Raw genomic sequence first — 17,190 nt, 5'->3', positions numbered from 1 at the left:
TAGGTGAATTTTAAAGAGGCTGTCTTATAAATAGGCAGCCTTATTTTAACGCTTCAATTTCTTCTTTTGTCAAATCTGTCGCTTCCATGATTTGATCTATGGACAAGCCTATAGATAATAATTTTTTGGCCGTCTCAATTTTACCTTTTTTTAAACCCTTCTCTATTCCGATTTCTATTCCCTCTTCTCGCCCTTCTTCTCTCGCATAGTCCACCACGTTGTTCAAGTCCCAATAGATTTTTAGTTCTTCTTGGTAGACGGTGTATTCCGAGGCGTCTAGTTTTCCGATCTCTGCCACTTCGAAGATCTTCTGAAAGATACGCTCTCTTAGTTCTTTGGGCCGATCTTCGAGCGCTGACATATTTTTGAGCACAAACAGCCATTTGTCAAAATGCGTCCTTAGGTCTTCCAGATCTTTATTAAACTTGGGCATCTCCAGATAAATGTAGCGCAACTTATCGGAAAAGACTCTATTACGTTGGTCTTTGAGCTGCACATCATGCAGGTAAATGTCTTTATACTCTTCGGAATCTTCCAGCGAAAAATCCAACAACGAAACCGTGTAAACACGTTGTAGATTAAAATTCCATGTTTTGCCACGCTCGGCTTGATCTTGGACGGGAAATGTCGAATAAAATATGCTGCGATCTCGAAAGTGTTCTTGCTTGGCGCGCTGGATCTCGACGATGAAGCGGTCTCCTTTTTCTGTGCGGCAATGCAAGTCAAATATCGCGCGACGACTTTCTTCAAAGCGGGGCAAGTGTTCGTTTTTCAAATATTGCAAGTCCTCAATGGGACTGTCTAGATCCGTGATCAGGTGATTCAAAAAATCTATTAAAAGGTCTTTGTTGATTTCTTCGCCAAAGATCTTCTTGAAGCCAAAGTCTGTGTAAGGGTTTAGAAAACGCTCCCGCATAGTTCTTATCTTTTGATTCCGATAAAGATATGAAACTTAGCATGAATTGGCAAAATCCATTCTGTTCGCTTAAGATGGATTTTGTATTCTTTTCGGTTCTCTTTTCCGCATCACAGATGCTCTATTTTAGTCATTCGCATTGCAAATGCGAATGAGCTGGAAACTTTTAATCGTTCACAATTATCTCAATGCTTCAATTTCTTCTTTTGTCAAATCTGTCGCTTCCTTGATTTGCTCGATTGATAATCCCATTAATAATAATTTTTTCGCTGTTTCTATTTTACCTTCCTTCAAGCCTTCTTCTCGTCCGATTTCTTTTCCCTCTTCTCGTCCTTCTTCTCTCGCATAGTCCACCACGTTGTTCAAGTCCCAATAGATTTTTAGTTCTTCTTGGTAGACAGTGTATTCCGAGGCGTCTAGTTTGCCGATCTCTGCCACTTCGAAGATCTTCTGAAAGATACGTTCTCTTAGTTCTTTGGGGCGGTCTTCGAGCACTGACATATTTTTGAGAACAAACAGCCATTTGTCAAAATGCGTTCTTAGGTCTTCCAAACCTTTATTAAACTTGGGCATCTCCAGATAAATGTAACGTAGCTTATCGGAAAAGACTCTATTGCGTTGGTCTTTGAGCTGCACGTCATGCAGGTAAATGTCTTTATACTCTTCGGAATCTTCCAGCGAAAAATCCAACAACGAAACCGTGTAAACTCGCTGTAGATTAAAATTCCATGTTTTGCCTCGTTCGGCTTGATCTTGGACGGGAAATGTCGAATAAAATATGCTGCGATCTCGAAAGTGTTCTTGCTTGGCGCGCTGTATCTCGACGATGAAGCGGTCTCCTTTTTCTGTGCGGCAATGCAAGTCAAATATCGCGCGACGACTTTCTTCAAAACGGGGCAAGTGTTCGTTTTTAAGATATTGCAAATCCTCAATGGGACTGTCCAGGTCCGTGATCAAGTGATTCAAAAAATCTATCAAAAGGTCTTTGTTGATTTCTTCGCCAAAGATCTTCTTGAAGCCAAAGTCTGTGTAAGGGTTTAGAAAACGCTCCCGCATAGTTATTATCTTTTGATTCCGATAAAGATATGAAACTTAGCATCAATTGGCAAAATCCATTCTGTTCGCTCAAGATGGATTTGGCTTTAAGGATGACTTCCTGCTTGCTGATATTTTCCTTGTGCATAATGTAGTCGATGACATCGAGGCTCCTGCCGTGGGTAGTGCAGTTGGCGCTGAAGCAATAGGCGGTCTGGGTCTTGTAATAGACCTGCATGCTGGGCGTGCGATCCTGATGAAAGGGACAGCTGAGCCTGTGCGACTTGTCGGGATGCAGACCGTAATGCTCAAGCACCTGTGCCAGCGGAAGACGGGATTTGATGTCGGGAATTTGCGTTTGAAAATATTATTAAAATTCTTACATGTCAAGTATATTTGGCAAATGCAGATAACAGTGATCTTTGTTGCTAGATTTCAAAATTTCTATTGACAAACTTTATCTGCTAGATTTACGTTTTTAAATTGTAATTACTTGACTTAAAGCAAATATGTTGAACATCAGAGAGCGTATTATTCAGCTTAGTAAGCAAAAAAAATATCCCAGCAAGAGCTTGGTAAGGAGAAAGGTGTATCACTAACGATCATTGGCAACTATGAAATAGACCTTAATATGCCTTCTCTGGAGACTGTATTGAAGCTTTCAAAGCTCTTTGGTGTCAGTGTGGACTTTCTGATGGGAGAATTTGACAAAGAAGTGGTTCGAAGAATAGAGGATATAGAGATCCTTGATAAAGGCACGCAAAATCATCTTTTCTTTTTGATAGACAATGTTATACAAAATTATAAAATAAGACAGGCTTTTGCCTAAAACATAAAAAAGCAATGAAACTAATACTCGATATACAAGACAACAAGGCCGAGTTCATCATGGAGCTTCTTGGAAATTTTAACTTCGTAAAAACGGAGCCTTTAAGCGTTTACAAAGCTGAAGTATTGGAAAACGTCAAACAAGGTGTAGAAGAAATGAACTTGATCAATCAAGGAAAAGGCAAAGGTATATCCGCTAAAGACCTGTTGGATGAGTTATAGCATTATTGCTACCCAAAACTTCAGAAAGGAAATCAAGAAGCTTAATAAAAAGTATTCTTCTCTGAAAACTGATTTTTCTGCTCTGCTCGAAGTACTAGAATCTGACCCTAAAAAAGGCATAGATCTTGGAAATAACTGCTATAAGATCAGGATGGCGATTTCTTCCAAAGGAAAAGGGAAATCAGGTGGCGCACGCGTCATTACTTGTTTTAAAATACAACATAACTGTCTTTATCTTATTTCGATTTTTGATAAGTCTGACAAAGAAAATATCTCCGATAAAGATTTGAAGATCTTCCTCAGTCAACTGGAGGATTGATTTTACTCGGAATAGCGTTACAGCTCGTACGCCTCATCTGAAAATAAAAAATCCATCCCGATCAATATCCAACCAAGATGGATTTTGTGTATTTTACCTTTCTGCTCTTATCCCCGCATCACAGGTGCTTAGTTTTAAGCATTCGCATTGCAAATGCGAACGAGCTGGTCACTCTCACTACTCTAGCGCAGGTTTGTAACCTGTGCTTTGTTGACATCTATTTTCATCAGGTACCAAACAAAAGCTTTAGCTTATGCCAAGGCTTTTGAATATTATCTATCGACATTGGGAACAAGTTGAAAACTTGCTCCAGTGTTTTTTTAATCTAAACTTTGACCATTTTGGGTCAAGATGGATTTTGTGTATCTCTGCCGACATTAGGTACAAGTCATAGACTTGCACCAGAGGGGTCCCGAAAATAAAGAACATGTTTATGCTTTGCTTGATGCTTTTATCAAGCAAACTAAGTTGCAATCACTACTTTAAAATAAAAAAATCCATCCCGATCGATATCCGATCAAGATGGATTTTGTGTTTATAGCTTACCTTCTGCTACTTCAGAGTGTGAGGCTGAGGCAGGTTAGTCACGGATGACACATCTGCGCCAGGTAGATTTAAACTTACTCTTTATTTATTTCAGTAGGATAGAGATCAAACCAATTTGATGTTAATATTAGAGGTTTAAAACCATCTTCAGATTCTTCTTCCGTAGGCTTGAATAAATAGTGTAATCTAACTATTTTATCATCAGATTCCACTTTATAGAAATTTCTAAGATTAAATAACGTTATCTCGTTAGGGATGTTTTTTTCTAAAAAGATTTTTTCCTTCTCATTACACTCATCTGGAAATGTAAATTCCAAATATTCTCCAACATAATATAGACCTGAAAAAAAATTGAATTTCCCTCTTTGGTTCTCTATAATAAATTGTGTCTTAACTAATAACGATAAAATTTCTGTCCAGCTATCATAATGACTAATACTTAAATCTATTTTTTCATCTACGGGTTTTTGAAAACAAAGTGCTTCTAAATCTAAAACAATTTCTTGATCAGTTTCTGATTTAAGAGACAAGTATATATTTATATTATCATCATCAACTGTCTCAGTGGAAAGATTATATGCATCTTCTACACTAACATTAAAAATAATATCTTGAGCGTGAAGCATTCCATTAAACATGGTTAAAAAAATTATAATCATTAATTTTTCCATATATTTATTTTATATAACTCTGATGAATCTTTCCGTAATGATACATTTTTCTTTCTAATGGTATAGCATATCTTCTTGGCCATTTATTAAAGTGAGGAGACGATATTTGCTGCTCATAGGCTTTAAACTCTGCATAAGCTTCGAAATGTTCATAGTTTTTAAATCCCCCTTCATTAAACAAAATTTTATCGGATCCCAGTGATAATGCCTGTTGAATATGTATAGATTCATGATATAATGAATTTCTCAATGTATAAAGGTACCAAAAAAAGCCTTAGCTTATGCCAAGGCTTTTGGATATTTAAAACTGTAATAGCTCACCGTTGGAATTGGGCACAAATCATAGACTTACACCAGAGGGGAATCTATCAAAAGGTCTTTATTGATTTCTTCGCCAAAGATCTTCTTGAAGCCAAAGTCTGTGTAAGGGTTTAGAAAACGCTCCCGCATAGTTCTTTTCTTTTGATTCCGATAAAGATAAGAAACTTAGCATCAATTGGCAAAATCCATTCTGTTCGCTCTAGGTGGACTTTGTATTCTTTATCGGCTCTCATTATCGCATCACAGGTGCTTAGTTTTAAGCATTCGCATTGCAAATGCGAACGAGCTGGTCACTCTCACTGCCCTAGCGCAGGTTTGCAACCTGTGCTTTGCTGGCATCTATTTTCATCAGGTACCAAACAAAAGCTTTAGCTTATGCCAAGGCTTTTGAATATTATCTATCGACATTGGGAACAAGTTGAAAACTTGCTCCAGTGTTTTTTTAATCTAAACTTTGACCATTTTGGGGACGTCTTGTACACCGGCAAATACAAACATGGCCAGTGGCATGGAAAGATAAAGCATCATTTGGACACAGGCATTGTCGAATTGTTTTACAAGGAAGGCAAGCTTTCCCAGAGTCAAAAAGACAAAACACTTCAGGACAACGCTAAAGACGCGGTTAAAAAAGAGAAAAGCTGGCTTCGAAGAAAACGAAAAAAAGAGCAAACAGATGAAAAAATCACCGCTGAAAAAGAAGCTGTGGAAGCCAAGGATAAAAAGATAAGAGAGAAAAGAGCAAAAAGAAAAGAAAAATCGTCTTCGAAAAAAGAGAAAACACAAGACGGAAGTGATGACAAAAAGGACAATAATAAAAAATCCAAAAGCAATAAAGAGAAAAAAGAAGGCGGGATATGGAGCATTTTCAAGAAAAAGGAAAAAGAAGACCAGCCCTGAATGAGTTTTTAGCAAAGAGCTTTAGAGCTAGGCTAAAAGGCGGGGCTTTGAGCTTGGTCGTTATGATTTCCATACTTGTCTCCGCCTTGCTGGGCGCTTTTATTTTAAGCGCTTATTATGACCGTCTGCATCATATACACCAAAAAAGGCAAGTTTCACTTGTTGAAAATGCCTTGTATGGCTTGGAGTACCTCAAAGCCGCTAATGAGGACCTTTTGTACGACCAAGCTCTGACCATTGATTTGTTTGGAGAAGGAAAAGATTCCGTTGCATTGATCAAGCAACAATGGGGAATGTATGACCTGTACATAAGCATCTCCCAATCCGCTGGATTTTTTCGAAGAGAAGTCGCTTTAGCCGGTTACGCGCCTGACTCCACGGCTTCTGATGTGTTGTATCTTACGGATAACAGCAGAGCATTGTCGATAGCGGGAGACACTTGGATCAAAGGCGATGCCTCATTGCCAAAAGCAGGAATCAAATCCACTTTCATCAATCAAAAAGGTTATTCGAGAGATCAATTGGTATACGGGCAGATAAAAAACAGCATGGCAGCTCTGCCTCAGGCCAATTTGCAAAGAAACGACTTGGAAGCTTGGATGGCAAAAGCCCCGCATAATCCGACCAATAGAATGCTTTCTCCCGATTCATTAAAGCATTCTTTCGATTCCTTGTCCACAGGCGCATTCATCGCAGAAGAACCTCTTTATTTGTCCACGCAACAAGCAAAGGGAAAAATAATCCTTTATTCCCATTCGGGAGTGGAGATAGGTCCCTTGGCCCAAGTGAGCGAGATTATCATTATCGCGCCATACCTGCGGATCAAGGACGGCTTCAAAGGGGATCTTCAGGCCTTTTGCACCGATTCCATCATTATAGGACGAAATGTAAATCTTCAATATCCCTCAGCGCTGGCTTTGATGTGCAATTCTGAAGACTCTTTCATCTCTGTGCAACAAGGCGCTGTCATAGAAGGAGATGTTTACCTGTCCAGCGCAGGTGAAAATAATAAAAACAAATTATTCATCGAAGAGCATGGGACTATAGAAGGAACGGCTAGAATTGAAGGCCAGGTAGAACTGAAAGGCATTGTTCGGGGCCATCTCGCTTGCGAAGGAATATTTCTTCAGACGCCAAGAACGTATTATGAAAACCATTTGCTTAACGCTACTTTGGAGCCCCTCGAGCCATACGACAAAGACTATCGGTCCCTGCTCCAAGGAGACTTGAAGCGTCCTCAAATCATAAAAAAGCTGCGATGAAAAAAATTAAAGACATATCCCTAAGCGCTTCCTCCATCATAGAAGTGACAACGAGCATGTTGATCCTGAGTATCATATTCGCTATCGCGGCGATGATTATCGTCAATGCTTCCAAGTCATCGTCCAGACTAAGCCAAATCAAGTACCAAGGCAAGCTGGACAGCATTTGCACAGAGACGCTTGGCGCCAAGGCTTATTTTGATGATGAGTATATTGACGGAAATGAAGTGGCCATTTCCAAAAAGATACTGCCTGACCATCCTCTGCCGAGGCTAATGACCATAGAGTTGAAAGCGATCGACAGTCAAGGACATTTGCTCGCAGGCAAAAAAGCCATGGTATTCACGCAAGAAATCGAAAAGCTATGAAACAAGCCATTGAGCATATACTGCGTATTTTAGACAAGCGACCTTGTAAAAACATAAAGCTCAAAGCCTTCACTTTGCAGGAGCTGATGATTGCCATGATATTAAGCGCTGTCGTTGCCTCAGCATCTTATCAAGCCGTAAGATATGTGCAAAAAATGATACATATCAGGCTTGTTCATTCCGAGGAAAACAGAGAGTGCCTTCATGCCATTAGCATTATGAAAAAAGACATATTGCTCTCCGACAGCATACAAACCAGCTCTGAAGGGTTCATCTGCTTTTTTCCTTCTCACAATATTTACTATCAAATGCTGGGAACCGAACTGTGGAGAAACAATCCTTTCGTCCATTCCAAAGAGCTTGTTCATTCCCAAGTGACTGACCTTTCTTTTGGCTTGAACAATCATCAAATCATCATGTCGGGAATGTTGATCGACAAAGTATCTCTCAATTTGCAAGCATTTCAGGAATCTTTGCATTTCTCTCAACACAAATCTTACGACTTGAAAACACTCAAAAATCATCCATGATATGGCAGGACTCGATTTATCAAAAGCAAAAACCACTCGATCCAACACTCGACCGCAAAAAAAAACGGTTGGGAAAAAAGAAGCTGCTGATCAAAAAAAATTCTGGGAAAAAGATATAAGCTTGTTTCCGGAGACTTTTTCAGACAAGGACAAGGAAATGCTATATATGGAGCTCTCCAACATGCTGGAAGCCGGTGTCGATGTCCGCTCCGCCTTGAGTTTGTCAGTGGAGCATATCGGAAAAAAGCACAGAGACAAGATTCAATCGATACTTGACAAAGTCATAGAAGGTAGCGCTTTGCATGAAGCCATGACCGACGCTCCCCACTTTTCAGCTTATGAATGCTTCAGCATACAAATCGGCGAAGAAACGGGGCAGCTTGCCCGAGTGCTTAAAGAACTTGGAGATTTTTACAGCAAAAAAATCAAGCAAAAACGTATGATCACCTCAGCCCTTTCCTATCCTGTCGTCATATTAATGACATCTATGGGCGCTGTGGGCTTCATGCTCTACTTCATTGTGCCTATGTTTTCTGAAATTTTCAAAAGATTCGGAGGAGATTTGCCCGCAGTGACCCAGATGATTATCTCATTTTCCGAAGCTCTTTCTGAAAATATTTACACGATATTGCTGGTGGTAATCTCGCTTATATCTTTTGTCACAATATTCAAATCCAAGCCTTGGTTCAAAAAATACCTTGACTTGATCGTCTACAAAATACCATTCATAGGCGCCTTGCTACATAAAATCCAACTGGCTAGGTTTTGCTCTTCATTAGCCTTGCTTCTGAGTTCCAAAGTTCCGCTCTTGCAGTCCATTGGGTTGATCGCCAAGATGATCGAATATTACCCCATTCATAATTCCTTGTCAAAAATCGAAGAAGACATATTGCAAGGTTTGCCTTTAAATGAAAGCATGAAAAAAATCGATGTCTTTGACGGAAAAATGGTCGCATTGATCAAAGTAGGCGAGGAAGTCAATCGGTTGGACTCTTTTTTCGCCAAGTTGGCCAATAATTATGGAGAAGAAGCCGATCATCAAACCTCCATGTTGGGTACTTTTATCGAACCGGTCATGATCGTAGTGCTAGGAGGCCTTGTTGGATTCATTTTGGTAGCCATGTATTTGCCTATGTTCAAGCTGAGCACTAATATTGGGTTTTAATTCATGTTGATTGTACTAACAACATTATTATTATTGTATTCAATGAAAGAGCAATAAACAATCAAATGTTTGTTGCTCTAATTCCAAACGATTCTTTTCTTTTCACAAAGACAAACAGTTGATAGCTTTATTAAAATTCTCGGTTTAAACATTCACATTGCAAATGCGAACGATCTGGTCAAACTCATTGCCCTAGCGCAAATGTTTGATCAAAATTACAATAAAGTAATATCCGATGATCAGGAGGAGAAGTTACTCTATTGCGTAAATCAACAGTGTTTAAATCAACCTACATTAAAAAAAATAGCTGACTCTTTAGAGTCAGCTACACTAGATGAGCATCCCTCCGAACAGTCGGAAGAAGCCCTCTTTTCCGTTTTATAAAGCTATATAAAATTATATTATTATGCTTGCTTTTTAAGACAGTACCTTGCACCAGACGGAGGGATGAACAAGATTGATATTAATAGTTTATACCAAAGAAATTTCTGTATTTTTTAGGAACATCCTTTCGTTTGACAATATTATTTGATGTATATATCCAATTTGATTTAATATCTATATCATCTTTATTGATAGTTTTATTTACATCGCAATCAGTCAAAATAATAGATAAATCATTTCTTTCATTACTATACAGCACATAATATTTTTCATCTAATTTTAAATTTTCACTACGAGTACTTACAGAGTAAATTTTATTATCAGCTTTATACCAATATTTATCAGTATTATATCGGTCATAATCTTCCTTCACACATATTCCTTTTGTAATACTAAAATTATCATTGCTAAAATATTTCAAAGAATAAATATTATATAAATAACTAAGGATTGTTATTATTAAAACACTAATAACTCCAAATAAAAAAAAGCGTTTATAATTTTCTACATCTATCATTCTAATCTAAATTCATTATAAGAGTTATCAATTGTTTGTTGGAAGTAATTAGCTGTAGTTCCAGTATATGTCCCCCCCTAGCGTAGTTTTGCAACCTGTGCTTTGTTAGAATACACTGTTATACTTGTCAAATACTTAAAACAGATTTCTTCGCTTATCCCAAGCTTTTGAATATAATGCTTTATAGAAATTAGCTCTCAGCCTACATTTGCCCCAAGTCAAAGACTTTACCATATGGCGTCAATAAAATTTAATCATTATTTGTTAAATTATAGACCTTTATATGATATTTTAATTCACTTAGAACATCTTCATCAAAAAAATTATTAATGAATAAATATTTAATTTTTTGATTAGATTTTAGTCGTAGAATATAATTGTCATGTTTGTCTGTAAATCCGAAATTTGACCAATCCTTAATAATTTCTAAATCATCGTAATTAATCTTAATGGCATCAACAGGAGAGTTAAACCATTTTTCCAACTTGAAATTTATATTTGTTTTATTTATCTCAATAGATGAAATCGTCCTTTTAACGGTTCTTTTTCTTAAGAAGAATCTAACATACATTCCCATAAACATTGGGATATAAAAAAGTAAGGTAAATAGAAATGCATAAATTGTCATACCAGCTATCATTATAAATAAAATGATATAAATTAAAAATACTGATGGTCCATAGACATAAGCTCCTTTTTTTGAATCATTTAATATAAAACGGAAAAACTCTTTTCCTTCATTATTTATCTTATACAACTTACCTGTCATTTACTTCAATTTCATCTAAAATTATACAATCTGGACAATCAACTTTTGGATCATAACCTTCAAATATGTTGGATCTAAAAGTTGTCTTTTCATTGCTGTCTATCTACTTATAGCTTTACTTTTACTTTGTTTTCATACAGGTAATTCAATATTTTTTTGTTTTTAGATGATTTGTAATTAATGTTATTACTAGATATATCAATATTAAATCCGCCTGTGAATTTGCCTTTTCTTCTAAATGCGCCTTCATTGATGAGCACTGCCAAAACAGAAATATCATCAATATCATTATTTGGAATGTAGAGGACATTTAGGTTGATAAGTTTAGAAAGGCATGAAATATCTTTGATATTGTTGTTGTAAATAATTAACGACTCCAGATTTTCACAGTTTTTTAAAAAGTCAAGGTTACTGATGCCACAATTGCCTAGCGATAGTGTTTTTAAAGTTTTTGAGCAATTAGAAATTATCTCTGGATTAGTAATTAGGTTATTATTCAGCCATAAGTGTTCTAATTCTTTTAAATCCAGAATTGGGTACAAATCAATTATATAATTGTTGCCCAAATTGACTGTTTGCAATTTGGTAAGTCTCTGAATTGCGCTAATATTTATTATTTTATTATCCCAAAAATTGATTTTCTCTAAACTCTCCAATTCAGCAATGCAATCTATATTCTTAATATTATTATTATAAAAATTGATATCAACTAAGTTTTTTAAGTTTGCAATAGGCGAAATGTCATTTATAATATTACTTTGAAAATTTAAATGGGTTAATTTATCTAAATTTCGTATTGGGGTGATATCATTAATATTGTTGAATGATAAATTAATCTTTTGGAGATATATAAAGTAAGCTAAAGCGTCGATATTTTTTATCTTTTGGGATGACAATGCAGAGCGATCCAAGCCAAGGTTTAATTCTTTAATCCTATAAGTTGAAGTTATTGGTATAAGAGAATCTTTTGGGATACCTAGCTCTTCTTTGATTCTTGAGGATAATACTCTATCAGCAATGATTAAATTATCATTTGCATCGACATAGGAAGTCTTTTTTTTAGGTTTATTTTTTTTATCTATAAATGATAAATCAAACTCTTTATTATCCGATGAAGCTTGTTTTGTGGATGCGCAAGAGTAAATAATTAAGATTAAGGCCGAAACTAATAATGAATAGTAAATACGAAAAATCATAGGCGTCTAGTTTAATGTTCTAATTTTTCAGCTATAATTAGCTATTTTAAGATTAAAAAGTACTAAATCAGTTTATTATCGATAAATGCTTATTCTTTAAATCGATGATCGCAAATCTCACAAAAGTAATTGGTAAGCAGGTTGCCTACGGGCAAACAAAGCAGTATGATGATCAGAGAGAATAATATCTTATTAGTTTTCAGTGTTGCTGAATTTTGGATTTTTGTGGATCCACAATTTGGACATTTTAATTTATCAGGATTAATTAGAGCAATTTTCCTGGCTCGTTTGATATTTTTAGTTTGAACCATAACTCTAACCCCACAGCCAAGCATATTGAAATATAAAGGCATCATATTAGTGAAATTCTCATTGTGAAGAACACATGAGATTCCTTCATTCTCAAGCTTGATTTTCAGCATATTAGCGGATATGCTGTTGTCTAAAGTTATTAGCTCGGATAAGCTCATAGTTGATGATGAATTAATAGACTTAAATTGCTATAGAATAATAATATATATTTAATTTATGTTAATAATCGTTTCTGCAAAATGATGAATTTCATAATTATTAATATCTTTTGTCATATATATAATATTTTCTAGCGATATGCTTCAATAATAAAAAACAAAAGAAACAGCAATACGCTGTCTCCTTTGCAATTCGATTATTTATTAAGCTTACTTGATTACAAGACGGTGATTTTCGGAATGATTATCGAAATTTAGAGAGACTATGTAAATTCCGCTACTCAGTTCATTGATGATGACAGAAACGCTTTGATTGTTAATAATTCCTGATTTGATCATTTTTCCATTCAGTGCAAATAAATGCCATGTGCCTTTAGAATAATTCTCTGTTTCAATTCTGAATTGATTTTTGGCAGGATTGGGAACAATTCGGCATTGACTCTTGATTTTGTCTAAATGGGTGACCTTGTCTTCTTTGGCAATTTCTATTGCATTGGATTTTGCTCTTTTGTTGTTGTAGATTAGTTCACAATGATAAATACCATAGTTGTCATATTGATTGCCACTGATTTGTTGATCGGTGCTTTCCGAGATTGATTTGTCATTTTTGTACCATTGATACGCATATGGTCCAGAGGCATTGATGGTAATAGTAAATTCAGGGCTTTGCAGATCCAGTTCAAGTTCTGGTAGGCTTTGCTCGATGCTTACTGAATATGTCCTGTATGCTTTGTCCTCGATCGTAACAATACAATGATACTTGCCATAATCAGTATATTGAGAACCTTTGAATGTAAATGAAGTCTGATTCATAAGCTTTTCATCATTTTTAAACCACTGATAAGATTGAGCGTCTTCAATAGTGCTAATCGTAAAGACCAAGGTTTCCTTATCGATATTTGTGGAAAGGGGCGGAGCGTTCGGATCTATTTGCTCTGCTTCCACAACAGGTGTTTGGAAAAACTCTTCATTATAATCGAATGTGGCATAGTATCTTCCGTAGTCTGTATAATGAGACCCTGAAAGCGTAGAACTATGATGTCCTTCCAATACTATGTCGTCTTTATACCATGTGTATGTTGGAGCGTCATCCGGTTGCACTTGAATCTCAAATTCGCCTTCATGGCTTCTGATTTTGATCGAAGGGACAACTGCAGTGATTTGATCCACCGTTAAGTCTTGAGTTTTAAACTTGCTGTTCCCTATGGATATAGCGCATGAGTAGACTCCAAAATCTTCAATTTGAGAGGCCGTAAGCGTAGATGTTGTCACACTTAGTTTGGTATTGTCTTTATACCACTCATACTTTTCTGCGCCATCGAAGTCAGTGCTTAGCGTAAACTGATAATCAGCTTCTTCTTTCATAAACAGCCTTGGGTTTACATCCCATCCAAATTCGGTCATATCTTCCACCATTTCCGCCGATGTCAAATACTCTGCGTCAAGAATCAACATCTTGTTTGCTTGTTCGAACTCGGAGATATTCACCATGTTGTTTAAAGCTAAAGGAAGCAATTTGCTTCCGGAAATTTGGCATAAGAAAATCATGGAGGTGTTCTTTTTTATTGTTTCATTATTCTTAGCCAATCCGTATGATGAAGATACATGCACATTTTGAAGCCCTTGATTGTTTAGAAGGGTGACGATATCATTGATTTTAGATGATACATCTTCTGTGTCTCTGATATAGACATCTATATTTTGATCTTTAGCCAACGTAGCAAAATCCGTAAGCCCTTCATTTTCTCCTTGCCCTAGCCTATGAGCGGTGATAACTACTTTGTCAAGTTGCATTAGATTCATTCGCTTAAGAACAGCCTCCGCGTATTCCATTCCTCTGTCATATTTTTTATCCCAACTTTTATCCAATACCATTTTGCTGAATCCGTCCACAGCACTGGAGAAATCAACAATCATATCAATTTTTTTGCTGTCCAGCCATGATTTTTCTTCTAATGCTTTTGTGTCAGAAATACCGTAGATATAATCAGATTCTAACATGATTCCACCGAAATGCTCCATGAAAGAAGGAACTTGGCTGATCCGATTCGGAATGTCAGAAAGGTTTCGCAACGAAAGATATTTAAGACTGTTTTCACTTTTGGTAGTGCCAATAAGTGACGATTTCGAATCTTCAGGTATTGGACTTAACTTGCCTTCTTCATCATTCCAAACGATTTGCGCATCAGTGTACACGTCATCCCAATTTTCATAAACTCTATTGATTACCACGATTTTATCGGTAAGATCTTTAGACAAGTCTTCATTTTCATTGATAAATACGAACTTATCTATTTCCCCAGCGGTAACATAAGTGTTAATGGATGTATTGTTAAGAATTTCCTCTACTTTTTCAGGAAAATCGTTTGATATGATATGCGCATGGTCGAAGTTATTAGCTAATGCAAAGGCATCGGATAATTGTTCTGCTTCCAGATCTCTAAAGTCGAATACAAATCCATAAGCTCTGGTGTTGAAATATTTTGAATCTTTATCTACGATTTCTTCACTAGCATTCAGCAAATCATTGCCGTCAAGCTTCACTCCGGAGAACTCATTGGTGAAAGCATCCCAAGACTTAAGCTTCATTTTAAGGTTATGGAAATCTTTTTCCGCAATGAATCTATTCAAACCATTGTCTTTGACCTCGATATTTTCAAGCGTGTTAACATTCTTGGGATCAATAGTGACTTTGAACATCCGAACGTCATGTCCTTGTATATTTGAAGCGTCTGAGGTTCCCACATTGTATTGTGATGCGACATATGGCAAATATTCCGGATCATCCATGATCCCTCTCTCTCCCATATCGATTTCTTCTGTACTAACAATTTCTCCGATGTTGGAAGAAATGGAAAATGCTTTTTGGGTCAGGCTGTTATTAAAAATCGTCACATGATATTCTGTGTCAGAAACCACATTGACAACATGATTCAATCCTTCTCCTACAGTGAAAGGCATGGCCATTTTAAGTTTGGCGTCATATAAAGCTTCCGCATGTTTCAACAGTCCAAATGGACGAGACATTGGCTGAGGATCTTTTTCGTCCGAATTATGGTTCCAATTAAAGCTTTTTTCATTTTTATTAATTCCATAAGGAGTTAATAAAACGGTAATAACGCCTGAGCCTTTCTGCACTTCAAAAGCTACAGGATCATTGCTCTCTAATTGCATTAACAACTCAGCTCCTGTAGGCAGGCTTCCAATTTGATGGAGTTCGAAGCTTTCTGATTCTGTAATATCATCAGCTCCTAATACTTTTACTTTGCTGCCTGATTTTATAGTTGTTGCCTTGCCAATATTCCATTCAGGCCAAAGTTTTTGAGCATTTGCTCCTGTTATCAGCACATTTCCTCCTTTATTCGCAAAGCCTTCCAATTTTGCTCGAATGTATTTGAAATCATTTTCTATCTTACTGGAAACGATAGCCAGATGATATCTTTCAAGTATATCTTCTCTCACATCGCTCAAAATCACATCAGTCATATCTCCATAGGGAGCATCGGTAAGGTCATATCGGAAATTTTTATACAAGCCAATTCTTTCAAAACCTGGATATAACATGGAGAATATTCCATCAGTGAGATAATCTCCTTGGGTGTAAGGCAGGTTCATCCAAGCGTCAAAAGTGGTGCGTCTCTTGTCAGGTGTTCTCCATCCTGCATTGAAATCCATGAATAAGGCGACTGGTGTCACCATAGCTCCGGGATTAGGGTTTTGATCAATGTACTTGGCCATATGGCTTATCATTTTTCCACGTGGCACAAGTTCTTGACTTGGATCCCAATCTCTTTGTTGGATTCCAAATTCTTGCGTTTGATCCACTCCATTGTATAAGTAGTTCAAATAAACTAGTCGTCTATACAAGCTAAATGGAGCCTCTTGTCCTGTGTTCGCATTCACTGTTCCTGCGGAATGTCCCATCGCACTAAGTACTCCATATTGTTTTCCAGCCCCTCTTATAAATGAGTAATGTATCAATGGATTGGTTTCTCCTCTGTAGAATGTCTGTGCTTCAGCCAAGCTGACAATGCCTTCTTTCATCAAGTGATGGGCACCTCCCATATTTAAATGAAGAAGTACATAATTATTGGTCTGCGTACCATAGTATTCGAAATAATTCCTAAAGGCTTTGCCTTGCAACTCTTTGGATCTGGATAAAGGGAAAGTATATTGTTCTCCCATATTAAAATAGGAAGCGTCAGATTCACCAAAGTGCATTCCTAAATAATTAGGGCCAAGCCAATCATATATCATTTGAACTCTTTCAGAGTATCCTGTTGCATTATTAAATAATCCATGATGGTTTTGATCACCAGGTTTACGCAAAGGTTTGAATCCTGCGATTCTCAAATTGAAAGTGCTATCTGCAAATACTTTATAAAATTGATATTCTGGATCTTCCTTAGCTAATCCAGTTTCTTCTATTCTATATGTTTTACCACCATAAGCTGAATATTGATCTGACAATCTTTTGAAGGGAATGCCTGAAATCGCGAATTGCAATCTATCTCCTAGAGTTGATCTAGTAGGAATAGGCAAGGGCCTTTTATTGTATTCAGGGTAATCTTCAGGATTGAGAAGGTCTTTGTATATTCTTAGGTCAGTTTCTTTGAGTTTTGGAACTTGAGCTTCCGTAGACAAAGGCTTAAATGCCAAATGAATCAATATGAAGCAAATCCCCAACCCAAATATTCGAAAGAATTTTACCATAGCGGTAAGGGTTAAAGTTATAAAAAACACGAGGGGTATTTAAAATAAAACAAAAGCAAGA

At 36.7% G+C, this 17,190-nt stretch carries 16 protein-coding genes and 1 pseudogene; 8 read left to right on the top strand and 9 right to left on the bottom strand.

Annotated features, from left to right (window positions below; translation table 11 throughout):
* Nucleotides 1–40 precede the first annotated feature (40 nt).
* The 3 genes and pseudogenes from AABK36_RS24610 to AABK36_RS24600 all read right to left on the bottom strand — a co-directional run.
* A complete protein-coding gene (locus AABK36_RS24610) occupies nt 41–916 on the bottom strand; it encodes an Rpn family recombination-promoting nuclease/putative transposase (RefSeq protein ID WP_309942886.1) in 876 nt (291 codons plus the stop codon).
* Nucleotides 917–1,096: 180 nt separating this feature from the next.
* Nucleotides 1,097–1,972, bottom strand: coding sequence for an Rpn family recombination-promoting nuclease/putative transposase (locus AABK36_RS24605; RefSeq protein ID WP_309942888.1), 876 nt, complete (start codon nt 1,970–1,972; stop codon nt 1,097–1,099).
* 142 nt (nt 1,973–2,114) lie between these two features.
* Nucleotides 2,115–2,267: pseudogene (locus AABK36_RS24600) on the bottom strand (CHC2 zinc finger domain-containing protein); the annotation flags it as partial.
* A 240-nt stretch (nt 2,268–2,507) separates the two neighbouring features.
* Here AABK36_RS24600 and AABK36_RS24595 point away from each other — a divergent pair.
* The 3 genes from AABK36_RS24595 to AABK36_RS24585 are packed head-to-tail and all read left to right on the top strand — an operon-like array spanning nt 2,508 to nt 3,320.
* On the top strand, nt 2,508–2,780 hold the full coding sequence (locus AABK36_RS24595; RefSeq protein ID WP_309942891.1) for a helix-turn-helix domain-containing protein: 273 nt from the start codon (nt 2,508–2,510) through the stop codon (nt 2,778–2,780).
* 14 nt (nt 2,781–2,794) lie between these two features.
* Entirely contained in the window at nt 2,795–3,001 is a 207-nt protein-coding gene (locus AABK36_RS24590; RefSeq protein ID WP_309942889.1) for a hypothetical protein, read from the top strand.
* Complete coding sequence (locus AABK36_RS24585) at nt 2,991–3,320, top strand: type II toxin-antitoxin system RelE/ParE family toxin (RefSeq protein ID WP_309942890.1); 330 nt, start codon at nt 2,991–2,993, stop codon at nt 3,318–3,320. The genes AABK36_RS24590 and AABK36_RS24585 overlap by 11 nt, the downstream gene beginning before the upstream one ends.
* A gap of 620 nt (nt 3,321–3,940) precedes the next feature.
* Here the strand turns inward: AABK36_RS24585 and AABK36_RS24580 are convergent.
* Complete coding sequence (locus AABK36_RS24580) at nt 3,941–4,537, bottom strand: hypothetical protein (RefSeq protein WP_309943498.1); 597 nt, start codon at nt 4,535–4,537, stop codon at nt 3,941–3,943.
* 696 nt (nt 4,538–5,233) lie between these two features.
* Here AABK36_RS24580 and AABK36_RS24575 point away from each other — a divergent pair.
* Genes AABK36_RS24575 through AABK36_RS24555 form a run of 5 tightly spaced genes read left to right on the top strand, consistent with a single transcriptional unit; the run spans nt 5,234 to nt 9,080 of the window.
* Complete coding sequence (locus tag AABK36_RS24575; RefSeq protein ID WP_309942762.1) at nt 5,234–5,755, top strand: hypothetical protein; 522 nt, start codon at nt 5,234–5,236, stop codon at nt 5,753–5,755.
* Nucleotides 5,713–7,017 carry a hypothetical protein gene (locus AABK36_RS24570; RefSeq protein WP_309942763.1) on the top strand — a complete coding sequence of 435 codons (1,305 nt, stop codon included), beginning with the start codon at nt 5,713–5,715 and terminating at the stop codon, nt 7,015–7,017. The genes AABK36_RS24575 and AABK36_RS24570 overlap by 43 nt, the downstream gene beginning before the upstream one ends.
* Nucleotides 7,014–7,385 carry a hypothetical protein gene (locus tag AABK36_RS24565; protein ID WP_309942767.1) on the top strand — a complete coding sequence of 124 codons (372 nt, stop codon included), beginning with the start codon at nt 7,014–7,016 and terminating at the stop codon, nt 7,383–7,385. Before AABK36_RS24570 ends, AABK36_RS24565 begins: the two co-directional genes overlap by 4 nt.
* Nucleotides 7,382–7,915, top strand: a complete 534-nt coding sequence (locus tag AABK36_RS24560; protein ID WP_309942769.1) for a PulJ/GspJ family protein — start codon at nt 7,382–7,384, stop codon at nt 7,913–7,915. The genes AABK36_RS24565 and AABK36_RS24560 overlap by 4 nt, the downstream gene beginning before the upstream one ends.
* Before the next feature lies 1 nt (nt 7,916).
* Nucleotides 7,917–9,080: a type II secretion system F family protein gene (locus AABK36_RS24555; RefSeq protein ID WP_309942772.1), complete on the top strand. Its 1,164-nt coding sequence runs from the start codon at nt 7,917–7,919 to the stop codon at nt 9,078–9,080.
* Nucleotides 9,081–9,543: 463 nt separating this feature from the next.
* On the opposite strand, the gene AABK36_RS24550 is transcribed toward AABK36_RS24555, so the two are convergent.
* The 5 genes from AABK36_RS24550 to AABK36_RS24535 all read right to left on the bottom strand — a co-directional run bounded on the left by AABK36_RS24550 (nt 9,544) and on the right by AABK36_RS24535 (nt 17,129).
* On the bottom strand, nt 9,544–9,981 hold the full coding sequence (locus AABK36_RS24550) for a hypothetical protein (RefSeq protein ID WP_309942773.1): 438 nt from the start codon (nt 9,979–9,981) through the stop codon (nt 9,544–9,546).
* A 250-nt stretch (nt 9,982–10,231) separates the two neighbouring features.
* Complete coding sequence (locus AABK36_RS24545; protein ID WP_309942775.1) at nt 10,232–10,750, bottom strand: hypothetical protein; 519 nt, start codon at nt 10,748–10,750, stop codon at nt 10,232–10,234.
* 107 nt (nt 10,751–10,857) lie between these two features.
* Entirely contained in the window at nt 10,858–11,946 is a 1,089-nt protein-coding gene (locus tag AABK36_RS24540) for a leucine-rich repeat domain-containing protein (protein ID WP_309942778.1), read from the bottom strand.
* A gap of 89 nt (nt 11,947–12,035) precedes the next feature.
* Entirely contained in the window at nt 12,036–12,416 is a 381-nt protein-coding gene (locus tag AABK36_RS25445) for a putative signal transducing protein (RefSeq protein WP_309942779.1), read from the bottom strand.
* 210 nt (nt 12,417–12,626) lie between these two features.
* Nucleotides 12,627–17,129 (bottom strand): T9SS type A sorting domain-containing protein, encoded by a 4,503-nt coding sequence (locus AABK36_RS24535; RefSeq protein WP_309942780.1) that lies wholly within the window; start codon nt 17,127–17,129, stop codon nt 12,627–12,629.
* Between the last annotated feature and the right edge of the window lie 61 nt (nt 17,130–17,190).

Origin of the sequence: Aureibacter tunicatorum (assembly GCF_036492635.1) — a bacterium.
GTDB classification, from domain to species: Bacteria; Bacteroidota; Bacteroidia; order Cytophagales; family Cyclobacteriaceae; genus Aureibacter; species Aureibacter tunicatorum.
Note: the sequence above shows the minus strand (reverse complement) of the source record. Positions and strands in the feature narration are given on the sequence as shown.

What these genes read in the sequence shown, in the direction of transcription:
- AABK36_RS24610 (WP_309942886.1), bottom strand. Translation starts at nt 916, where the DNA reads ATGCGGGAGCGTTTTCTAAACCCTTACACAGACTTTGGCTTCAAGAAG.
- AABK36_RS24605 (WP_309942888.1), bottom strand. Translation starts at nt 1,972, where the DNA reads ATGCGGGAGCGTTTTCTAAACCCTTACACAGACTTTGGCTTCAAGAAG.
- AABK36_RS24590 (WP_309942889.1), top strand. Translation starts at nt 2,795, where the DNA reads ATGAAACTAATACTCGATATACAAGACAACAAGGCCGAGTTCATCATG.
- AABK36_RS24585 (WP_309942890.1), top strand. Translation starts at nt 2,991, where the DNA reads ATGAGTTATAGCATTATTGCTACCCAAAACTTCAGAAAGGAAATCAAG.
- AABK36_RS24580 (WP_309943498.1), bottom strand. Translation starts at nt 4,537, where the DNA reads ATGGAAAAATTAATGATTATAATTTTTTTAACCATGTTTAATGGAATG.
- AABK36_RS24575 (WP_309942762.1), top strand. Translation starts at nt 5,234, where the DNA reads ATGCCAAGGCTTTTGAATATTATCTATCGACATTGGGAACAAGTTGAA.
- AABK36_RS24570 (WP_309942763.1), top strand. Translation starts at nt 5,713, where the DNA reads ATGGAGCATTTTCAAGAAAAAGGAAAAAGAAGACCAGCCCTGAATGAG.
- AABK36_RS24565 (WP_309942767.1), top strand. Translation starts at nt 7,014, where the DNA reads ATGAAAAAAATTAAAGACATATCCCTAAGCGCTTCCTCCATCATAGAA.
- AABK36_RS24560 (WP_309942769.1), top strand. Translation starts at nt 7,382, where the DNA reads ATGAAACAAGCCATTGAGCATATACTGCGTATTTTAGACAAGCGACCT.
- AABK36_RS24555 (WP_309942772.1), top strand. Translation starts at nt 7,917, where the DNA reads ATGGCAGGACTCGATTTATCAAAAGCAAAAACCACTCGATCCAACACT.
- AABK36_RS24550 (WP_309942773.1), bottom strand. Translation starts at nt 9,981, where the DNA reads ATGATAGATGTAGAAAATTATAAACGCTTTTTTTTATTTGGAGTTATT.
- AABK36_RS24545 (WP_309942775.1), bottom strand. Translation starts at nt 10,750, where the DNA reads ATGACAGGTAAGTTGTATAAGATAAATAATGAAGGAAAAGAGTTTTTC.
- AABK36_RS24540 (WP_309942778.1), bottom strand. Translation starts at nt 11,946, where the DNA reads ATGATTTTTCGTATTTACTATTCATTATTAGTTTCGGCCTTAATCTTA.
- AABK36_RS25445 (WP_309942779.1), bottom strand. Translation starts at nt 12,416, where the DNA reads ATGAGCTTATCCGAGCTAATAACTTTAGACAACAGCATATCCGCTAAT.
- AABK36_RS24535 (WP_309942780.1), bottom strand. Translation starts at nt 17,129, where the DNA reads ATGGTAAAATTCTTTCGAATATTTGGGTTGGGGATTTGCTTCATATTG.